General features: G+C 46.9%; 8 protein-coding genes. 5 read left to right on the top strand and 3 right to left on the bottom strand.

Annotated elements, in window-relative coordinates; all coding sequences use genetic code 11:
- Nucleotides 1-145 precede the first annotated feature (145 nt).
- Nucleotides 146-664 carry a hypothetical protein gene (locus tag ACO6UY_RS08575; protein ID WP_101748481.1) on the top strand — a complete coding sequence of 173 codons (519 nt, stop codon included), beginning with the start codon at nucleotides 146-148 and terminating at the stop codon, nucleotides 662-664.
- A 131-nt stretch (nucleotides 665-795) separates the two neighbouring features.
- Here ACO6UY_RS08575 and ACO6UY_RS08570 read toward each other — a convergent pair whose 3' ends face one another.
- Nucleotides 796-1,668 (bottom strand): tetratricopeptide repeat protein, encoded by an 873-nt coding sequence (locus ACO6UY_RS08570; protein WP_422447335.1) that lies wholly within the window; start codon nucleotides 1,666-1,668, stop codon nucleotides 796-798.
- A gap of 219 nt (nucleotides 1,669-1,887) precedes the next feature.
- Here ACO6UY_RS08570 and ACO6UY_RS08565 point away from each other — a divergent pair, with 219 nt between their 5' ends.
- From ACO6UY_RS08565 to ugpC, 4 genes are all read left to right on the top strand, one after another.
- Nucleotides 1,888-3,192 (top strand): extracellular solute-binding protein, encoded by a 1,305-nt coding sequence (locus ACO6UY_RS08565; protein WP_422447333.1) that lies wholly within the window; start codon nucleotides 1,888-1,890, stop codon nucleotides 3,190-3,192.
- Between the two features lie 119 nt (nucleotides 3,193-3,311).
- A complete protein-coding gene (locus ACO6UY_RS08560; protein WP_269676852.1) occupies nucleotides 3,312-4,148 on the top strand; it encodes an ABC transporter permease subunit in 837 nt (278 codons plus the stop codon).
- Nucleotides 4,148-4,996 carry a sn-glycerol-3-phosphate ABC transporter permease UgpE gene (ugpE, locus tag ACO6UY_RS08555; RefSeq protein WP_422447331.1) on the top strand — a complete coding sequence of 283 codons (849 nt, stop codon included), beginning with the start codon at nucleotides 4,148-4,150 and terminating at the stop codon, nucleotides 4,994-4,996. Before ACO6UY_RS08560 ends, ugpE begins: the two co-directional genes overlap by 1 nt.
- A gap of 12 nt (nucleotides 4,997-5,008) precedes the next feature.
- Nucleotides 5,009-6,109: a sn-glycerol-3-phosphate ABC transporter ATP-binding protein UgpC gene (ugpC, locus tag ACO6UY_RS08550; protein WP_422447329.1), complete on the top strand. Its 1,101-nt coding sequence runs from the start codon at nucleotides 5,009-5,011 to the stop codon at nucleotides 6,107-6,109.
- Between the two features lie 155 nt (nucleotides 6,110-6,264).
- On the opposite strand, the gene ACO6UY_RS08545 is transcribed toward ugpC, so the two are convergent.
- Entirely contained in the window at nucleotides 6,265-8,169 is a 1,905-nt protein-coding gene (locus ACO6UY_RS08545) for a DUF4105 domain-containing protein (RefSeq protein WP_422447327.1), read from the bottom strand.
- Between the two features lie 69 nt (nucleotides 8,170-8,238).
- Nucleotides 8,239-8,790 carry a DUF3015 family protein gene (locus ACO6UY_RS08540; RefSeq protein ID WP_422489633.1) on the bottom strand — a complete coding sequence of 184 codons (552 nt, stop codon included), beginning with the start codon at nucleotides 8,788-8,790 and terminating at the stop codon, nucleotides 8,239-8,241.
- Nucleotides 8,791-8,951 lie beyond the last annotated feature (161 nt).

Below are 8,951 nucleotides of genomic sequence, written 5' to 3'. Positions count from 1 at the left end.
TAGAACCACTATTCACTAAAAATTTCCGACTTTTTATCCTCAATTTTCTGCCATCCTCGCTACGGGCGCTATTCTCGGACAGCCTCCTAGAGGGGCTGATCTCACCCCCTTTCTGGGTATCATTTATACCCTTGAAAACTGGCGTTTGATTACCGAGATACTGGAAAAAAATGTAAAGCAACCAAAGAGAACCGGGCATGAGGCTGACGAGTTAATATGGCTGGCACCCAATAATCCTTTCTGGGGAGAATCCGAAAAAGTTCTTAGTTGCTTACAATATGTACGGGATAGCGCAAAAACCACGGGGAAAAAAGCCAAAAAGCTGTACCAGCCAAAATTGTATCTGCCGCTGGCAGAAAATCATGACCGGCTACGGCGGGTTTGTGGAATAGAGTTTGAGGATTTCAATAAAGATAGCCTGTTTGGCTACACAGGAGACTTCTGCAACGGCAACGTTGAGGTGATTGTTAACAGCGATTTATTTGCTGTCGTTATATATCATTTATCAGCACCGGATACTTCTCCCATACCTATTCCGTTTGGCTTTATGACAACGGATAAAAGTCATATTGCTCATATCCGATCGCGGGTAAAGGCTTTCTTGAATGATATCGATATGGCAACAGGTAAGCCTCATGATATAGGTCAGTTAAGGCCAAAATAGTTACGGTTCGAATAGGGTTCCATGTTTTACATGAAGCCTTTCCTACCTGATATGGAAAAATAGAAGGGCTTCACTTATTTTTCAGAATAAAATACTCATGTCCTCAGTTGGTTGGTTTTTTTGGACGAGAACTAACTCATTTCTACATCGGACATCTCTGGCTGTAACAACTTCTTAAACGACAGATGGCCATGCAGAACCTCAAAAGCCGTCTCACTGACGACTTCATCCTTTAATGCGGGAGATTGCAGTATGGCGGTTTCAAGGTCCCGTACTGCTTCATCATGCTGCCCAAGTGCCGCTTCTGCACAGGCCCTTTGCCAGTAGGCAAGCGCATATTCGTGATCATGATCAATCGCCTGATTGGTCAGTGATAGCGCCCATCGGGCCTCACCAAGATCCAGCAACGAGTCAGCCTTATAGGTCAGTGCCTCAACATCATCCGGGTTGATTTCCAGAATCTGGTCATAGATGTTGATCTGCTCATGGAGGTTTGTCTCAAGCCCTGCACGCATCCATAATGAATGAACCTGATTGGTTTGCGATATCTTTTCCTGGGCAGAAATAATCTGCTCCGAGCGCACGACCAGCTTCGTCTCAAGCTCATTCAGTCTTTTCTCATATTCCAGTGTCATCTGAGAAACCTGGCTTTCAACCTGTGCCTTAATGGTTTCACGAACCTCTCGCAATGAACGCCACCCAAGCAAAACCAGAATCGAAGCCGCGCCAGTAATGATGAAAAAGATATTGTTAACGGTATCCGTTGTATAGCGAACTGCTCGATCTGAGGCATCCAGCCGGGCCTCAGCAACTTTATTGATCAGTTCAGCCCGCATGAACTGCTGGTCCTGACGGAGATTCTTGAGCTCATCAAGAATATAGCGCTCAATGAACGGCTTATAGAGGGGTTCATCAATCTCAGCTGGGGTTTGAGCCTTAACTGAAGAGATGTTCAGCATTACAGAGCAGGCAAGCAACAGCTTGAGGATAAGTTTATGGGGCATTAATCCTCCCTGGATTAGCCATCGTCTGATAATAACTGCGTTAAAGCTCTACCTTATCCCGACACAGGAAAACGGGTCAATGAGCTAAAGTTTTAACCTGAATCAAACAAACGTCCATTAGAAACCGGCAAGTCGAGTTTCAGATTTTAACAAAACTGTCATTTTGAATTCTTAGGATGTGTTCTGTTGACTAATAAAATCAGAAATGGATCATTATAAATGAACATCAGAAAATTGATCGTGTTTGCTGGCTTGAGTGTCTCCTCTTTTGCGGCATCAATTGCACAGGGTGCAACCGAATTAACCTTGTGGCATGCCATGGGTGGCAGAAATGGTGAAGTGGTTGAAATATTAGTAGACCGCTTTAACCAGAGTCAGGATGAATACAGGCTGACAGCGGTAAACAAAGGCGGTTATGAAGACACGATGACTGCCGGTATTGCAGCTTTCAGGGCAAGAAAAGCGCCACATATCATACAGGTTTTTGATGCCGGTGCTGCAACTGTTATCAATGCGAAGGGTGCCGTCTATCCAGTGCAGGATCTGCTGGAAGATAATGGTATTGCCTTTGATAGCAACGATTATATCCCCGGTGTTCGACACTTTTATGCAGACTCTGCCGGCAAAATGATCGGAATGCCCTTCAACAGTTCCACACCTCTTCTTTATTTCAACAAAGAAGCCCTTGCCAAAGCCGGTGTAACTCCACCCAAAACCTGGGAAGAGTTTGAGCAGGCCGCGCCCAAACTGAAAGCCGCTGGTTATCTGGCATTGGCTCAGTCTCACAGCCCATGGATCTTTTCCGAGAACTTCCATTCCCGCCATAACCTGCCCATGGCAACTGGCAACAACGGTTACGACAGCACTGATGTAAAAATTCTCTATAACAACGATGCCCTGAAAATGCACTGGGGCAAAGTCAAAGAGTGGATGGATGATGGCTACTATGGCTATTACGGCAGAGCCTGGGGCGACAATCAGGATGCCTTTACCAAAGGTCAGGTGGCAATGTGGCTGGGCTCATCCGGTTCTTTCGGAAACTTGCAAAAGACGGCTGACTTTGAATTTGGCACAACCTATCTGCCCTACTGGAACAGCCTGATCGAAGAGCCCAAAAGCACCTTTATTGGTGGTGCAGCACTGTTCAGTTTTACCGGGCACGATGCGGATGAATACAAGGGCATTGCTGAATTCTACAAATTCCTGACACAGGCTGAGACTCAGTTGTTATGGCACAAGGAAACTGGCTATGTGGCCATCACCAACGATGCCTATACACTGGCCAAAGAGAGTGGCTATTACCAGGAAGCACCGGATGCTGAGGTTGGTATGCTGCAGTTGAGCCTTGCTGGTGGCGAGTGGACCAAAGGCTATCGTCTGGGCTACTACGTTCAGATTCGTGAAAGCCTCTACAAGAATTATGAAAAGATTCTCTCCGGACAGACCAGTGTGGACGATGCCTTCAATTCTATTGAGCGTGAATCCAACAAACTGCTGTCCCGCTTTAACGACACTTATAACTAAGTGGCTAATTGTTCTATCACCACAGTTACTCAGGGGCTGTGGTGCTTCTGGTAACATTTTTCGGGTTATAAATTGTTGTGCAGAAAAATCAGTTTCAACACAGTGCACTGCCGTATTTCTTGATATTACCCCAGGTACTCATCATCCTGGTGTTTTTTCTCTGGCCATCTGGCCAGGCTATTCAGCAGTCATTTTATATGGAAGATGCTTTCGGGCTTTCCAGCGAATTTGTCGGGTTGCGAAATTTTACTGATGTTCTGGAAGATCCGGAGTATGTCAGCACGGTGTTGTTTACCTTGTTTTTTTCAGTGATGGTTACCCTTTTTTCTCTATCACTGGCATTACTACTGGCGGTTCAGGTGAATGAAGTGTTGACCGGTGCCGGGGTTTATAAAACCTTTCTGATGTGGGCCTATGCCATCGCGCCTCCAGCGGCTGGCCTGGTTGGCAGTTTATTGTTCAGCCCTTTGATGGGGGATCTTTACAATGGTATCAACGCACTCGGCTTTGACTTTAACCATACCCGGGATGGAAGTGATGCGATCTTCGTTGTCGTTTTAATTTCTGTATGGAAGCAGTTAAGCATCAACTTTATTTTCTTCTTATCCGGTTTGCAGGGGATACCTGCTTCTGTTCAGGAAGCTGCAAGAATTGATTGCCCGGGTTCTATTAAACGATTCTGGACAGTTACCTTTCCACTTCTGGCTCCAACCACGTTCTTCCTTTTGGTTATCAATACGACTTATGCTTTCTTCGAAACTTTTGGCGTGATCGATCTGACCACCCGTGGCGGCCCCGCAGGCTCAACTACGACATTGGTGTACAAGATTTATCAGGATGGTTTTCTTGGCGCTGATTTGGGAGGTAGCGCCGCGCAGTCGGTTATTCTGATGCTGTTTGTTATTTGCCTGACGATTATCCAGTTCCGTTATGTTGATAAAAAGGTGCATTACTGATGAGTAAACCATGGACTCGCACCGTCATACGTCACGGTATTTTAATAATGGGCACCCTGATTATGGTGTTGCCTTTATGGATTGCGCTCATGTCATCCACCCATACGCCGGAGACATTGTTTAAGGAAGGGCTGCAATTTTTTCCCGGAGGGCATGGATGGGAAACGTACAAGGCCATTCTTGGCGGTAATGATGATTTATCAACACCCGCCTGGCGTATGTTGTGGAACAGTCTTGTGCTGGGTCTGGGCTTTGCTATTGGCAAGATCATTATCTCCACCATTGCTGCCTATGCCCTGGTTTATTTTCGGTTTCCCCTGGCAACACCGTTGTTCTGGATGATTTTTGCAACACTGCTGCTACCTCTGGAGGTCAGGATTATTCCTTCCTATGAAGTGGTCGCCCAGCTGGAGCTGCTCAACAGCTACGCCGGATTGATTATTCCCTTGATCGCATCAGCGACGGGCACTTTTTTCTTCCGGCAGTTCTATCGCTCAGTGCCTGGAGAATTAATGGAAGCTGCCCGTATGGATGGTGCCGGGCCGGTGCGGTTCTTTGTCGATATTCTTCTGCCTTTGTCGTCCACCATGCTGGCTGCAATTTTCATCATCATGTTTGTGGTTGGTTGGAACCAGTATCTCTGGCCATTACTGATGACAACAGATACTGACTACTACACAGTCGTCATTGGCATACGACAAATGTTTCAAACCATCAACGAAGGTGGTGACTTACCTCAGTTTAATATCGCCTTTGGCTTAACCATTCTGGCGACAATTCCCCCGGTTCTGGTTGTGGTGATCTTCCAGCGAATGTTCATCAAGGGGTTGGTGGAAACCGAAAAATAACAGGATATCAATATGTCTCGAGTGCAAATAGACGGCCTTGGAAAGACTTATGCCAATGGTGTTGCAGCCGTAAAAAACATCAGCATCGATATCGCTGATGGTGAGCTGGTGGTTGTCGTTGGCCCGTCCGGTTGTGGTAAATCAACGCTTCTGCGAATGATTGCAGGCCTGGAATCCATCACCAGTGGCGACTTGTGGATAAAAGATCAGCGGGTGAATGACAGGGAGCCGGCGTACAGGGATATTGCCATGGTGTTTCAGAACTATGCGCTCTACCCACATATGACGGTGTTTGACAACATGGCATACGGCCTGAAAAATCGAAAGCTGGCAAAGGCTGAGATTGACAAGCGGGTTAAAGAGGCTGCAAAAACGCTTGAGCTTTCTCAACTGCTGGATCGGAAACCAGGCCAGCTCTCAGGTGGACAACGTCAGCGTGTGGCCATGGGGCGCGCAATTGTGCGTAAGCCTGAGGTCTTTCTCTTTGATGAACCTTTATCCAATCTGGATGCAAGGCTGAGAGGCCAGATGCGACTTGAGATCAAGAAGTTGCAGCGTCGGCTTAAAACAACTGCCATCTATGTGACCCATGATCAGATCGAAGCCATGACGTTAGCCGACCGATTGATTGTTATGAATAATGGCATACCCGAACAGATTGGTACACCGGACGAACTCTATAGTAATCCGTCGTCGCTTTTTGTCGCCGGCTTTCTTGGCTCTCCCTCGATTAATTTGTTGAAAGCAACTCAGTTAGCTGACGGAATTGCATTGGGACATAGCCAAATTGCCACACTGTCGGGCAAACTCGATGGTGACTCGGCTATTTTGGGCATCCGTGCTGAAGATTTACAGCTGTGCTCAAAAGAGGATGCGGACCTGATACTGTCTGTGGAACTTGTTGAGCGGTTAGGCTCTGAGTTACTGGCGGTCGGTGTTGTAAAAGGCTCTAACGAGAGGCTTAGTGTTCGCCTTGATAAATCTGCCCAGATTGATGAAGGGCATGAGTTGCCACTGGAAATCAACCGGGATCATTGGCACTGGTTTGATGCTGACACAGGTCTGCGCAATGTAGACTGTTATCGTGAGGCCATTAGCGAAGCAGTGATTTAATGCTATTGATGATGCGGTTTTTTATCCTCAGCAGGGAATATAAAAACCGCTATTTATAAAGGAATACGCCATTTACCTGCCTTAAAAACGAAGAAAGGCGAAGTTCTGAATATCGGCAGCGGTTGTCTTGAGCCCGCTCTTTCTGTTAGCTGTCACTACCAGTAATGTCCAAAAAGCACGGTAAATTCATCACTTTCGTCATGTTCATAGGAAAACCTTAACTCCCGGTTTTTGCTAATCTGATATCGGGTATCAAAGCGGAAGCTGTTTAGGTCTGATCTGGAGCCATCAATTTGCTTCTTATGCTGGTATTCAAAAAGTGCATTTATCCGTTCAGAGATGCTGGCCACGGCATTGACGGTGATGCGGCCTTCCAGATTTCCGGCCCCTTGTTTGTTGTCACGAACGGCGGCACCAACAAATCCGGAGAGAGCCAGGTGATCGGTAGCCATTGCCGTGTATCCCCTGTCGCCCTCTAGCTGAAGTGTCAGACAGGTTTCTGAACAGTCGGGCCGGGCAGGCTGTAAACCCGCTTTCAGTCTCCACGAATCATACCCATCACCGGGAAGCCCGGTCGCTTCTGTTGCGAGGCTCTGAATACTGACAAAGTCCACACCATCCACAATGACTTTGTCGTCAAACATGGACAGTTCAACCTGGCCCATAATCAGCTCACCAAACTCAGCATGTTCTGCCCCTCCATCCAGACTGTCATAATAGGCAGGACGAATATTCACCGTCATACCACCGCCAAGCTCGTCATTGTAACGCAGCCCGAGTTGAATAAGGCTTGGGTCGCGCCCTTCATCGGGCGAGACGGGCTTTTCATAGGTGGGATTACTGCCACCGGGAGGAAGAGTGTAGCGGTGTGCCAGTACATTGTGATAGGCCAGCTCAATGGCGTGTTGATCGTCCTCTGAAGCGGTCTGACCAAGGAACTGATAATAATCAAGCAGGGTATCCAGTATTGAAAACCTGTCGTCCATACGTTCTGACTGGAAAATATCCGTATCGAGTATGTGCGGGTTGGCAATGGCTTGTGCAACCATGCTTTTATGTCGGTCCTGAAGCGTGCGAAAACGACTATAGAGACGGAACTGCCTTGATGGCTGAAAAGTAATCGCTTTTACCAAGTGTTTGCCGTTTAATGTGGCTTTGTCCAGTTCCAGAATTTGAGATTGCGGTATCACCCAAAAATCATTATCGGGGTTGGCTTTCACTCCATCGATAATCTCAAGCAATTCCCCAAGACGAAATGAGCAATTTTTATTCAGGAAAAAGTATTGGTATTCCTTACCCAAGACTTCCCATGTATGGGCGAGGACAAAATCGACCTGTTCAGGTGTTAAATCCAGTTCATACTCCCAGAGGTCACGCAGTTCCAGCTCCCCATAATTCTGATTATGAAAATAGTATTCAGCATGGCTGAAGCCTCCTTTATATCCACCAAACAAGCCCTTGAAAATGTAACTGACCGGGTCTTCACCATCTTCTACGATGGCTCCAAAATTGACACTGGTATCCAATAGCTGAGTACGGTCTTTGTCTTTTGAGTTCAGCTTCAGCAGGGTGTGGCCATAATAAGATGCCGGGTTACCCAGGTACCCCGAGGCAAAAATAATGCTTAATGATTTCGCATCACCGTACTCGGACCATTCAGAAAATTCAGGGCAGTGAACAGGCGTCACTGACTCATCTGTTAAACCAAGTTCCGACTTGAGCCACTGATACCTTGCAGGAAAACGACATTGTGCGTGAGAGTCAGGGTCACTGTCCACTGGCTGTGAGAATGCCTGTAGTGTTGCCAGTAGTTCAGCTTCCGGTTTGGTTCGACCATCGGGAGCCAGAAAGAATTCTTTGGTCTGAATTGCACTTTCAACTTCTGCACCCAATAAGCCGGATGGCTCATAAACCAGCAATTTTTTCCATGTATCGGTTATTGATAGCTTTTGGATGGTAGCAAGATGGATATAAGGATTAACAGAGGAGGTGTCAGGCTCAACAGCAAAAGAAGACAGCGATAAAAGCAACAGGCAAAGAGAGAAGATAGGTTTAGTCACTGCTTACAGGTCTTATGGTTTGACTGAGATATGGACTGGCGCTGTCTGCAGACAACGCCAAACATCAGATCAGGCGGAGCAGCTATCCGCTACACTGGCAACACCTGCATCCATCGCCTGATAATATTGAGTGGCTTTTTCCACGTCAGACAGGGTTGAATAGCTGGCAGCTGTCACGTTGCCCACCATGTCTTTGCGGATAGACTGAACAATCGTCGGGTGAGCCGATGCCTGACACCCCCGCACAGTCAACATTGCGGTCAAATGCTCACCTTGTCCAAGTGCCGTTTCTTCGGCCAGATTGTCGTAATTATCAATAATGAATTGTGCCGTTTTTACTTTGCTGCCATTACATGTTTCAGGGCTCATGGTTGCAGAAGTAACAGCCGTTGATCCAATATCCCAGATGACATTTGAGGTTACCGCAGCCCACACAGGACCTTCGGAAAACAGAGCGGCTCCAATACCACAGTCTGAATATGGGTTAGGACCGGATCCAACCGGCTTGTCGGCAGCGCTTACAGATGTGGCTACGCACAGGAGTGCAGAGGCAATGACTGGAAATTTTAACATTGATAAGCTTCCCTGATGATCATTCTGATTTGAGTCAAACTCTCGCATACGCTGTCCGTATGGCATATACAAGAGCTTAGTATGTAACAATACTTATCAGATCATAGAAATACAATGCAATCTTTCAGGTATTTGGTGGTTTAAATAAATTTAACGACAGAATTCGCCAACCTGAATATCATCGCAAACCTAACAATGAAACCATCAGG

Origin of the sequence: Endozoicomonas sp. ALE010 (genome assembly GCF_049310165.1) — a bacterium.
Lineage (GTDB): Bacteria > Pseudomonadota > Gammaproteobacteria > Pseudomonadales > Endozoicomonadaceae > Endozoicomonas.
The sequence above is the reverse complement of the archived record's forward strand: the minus strand, read 5'-3'. Positions and strand labels throughout refer to the sequence as shown.

What these genes read in the sequence shown, in the direction of transcription:
- ACO6UY_RS08565 (WP_422447333.1), top strand. Translation starts at nt 1,888, where the DNA reads ATGAACATCAGAAAATTGATCGTGTTTGCTGGCTTGAGTGTCTCCTCT.
- ugpE (WP_422447331.1), top strand. Translation starts at nt 4,148, where the DNA reads ATGAGTAAACCATGGACTCGCACCGTCATACGTCACGGTATTTTAATA.
- ACO6UY_RS08540 (WP_422489633.1), bottom strand. Translation starts at nt 8,790, where the DNA reads ATGCGAGAGTTTGACTCAAATCAGAATGATCATCAGGGAAGCTTATCA.
- ACO6UY_RS08570 (WP_422447335.1), bottom strand. Translation starts at nt 1,668, where the DNA reads ATGCCCCATAAACTTATCCTCAAGCTGTTGCTTGCCTGCTCTGTAATG.
- ugpC (WP_422447329.1), top strand. Translation starts at nt 5,009, where the DNA reads ATGTCTCGAGTGCAAATAGACGGCCTTGGAAAGACTTATGCCAATGGT.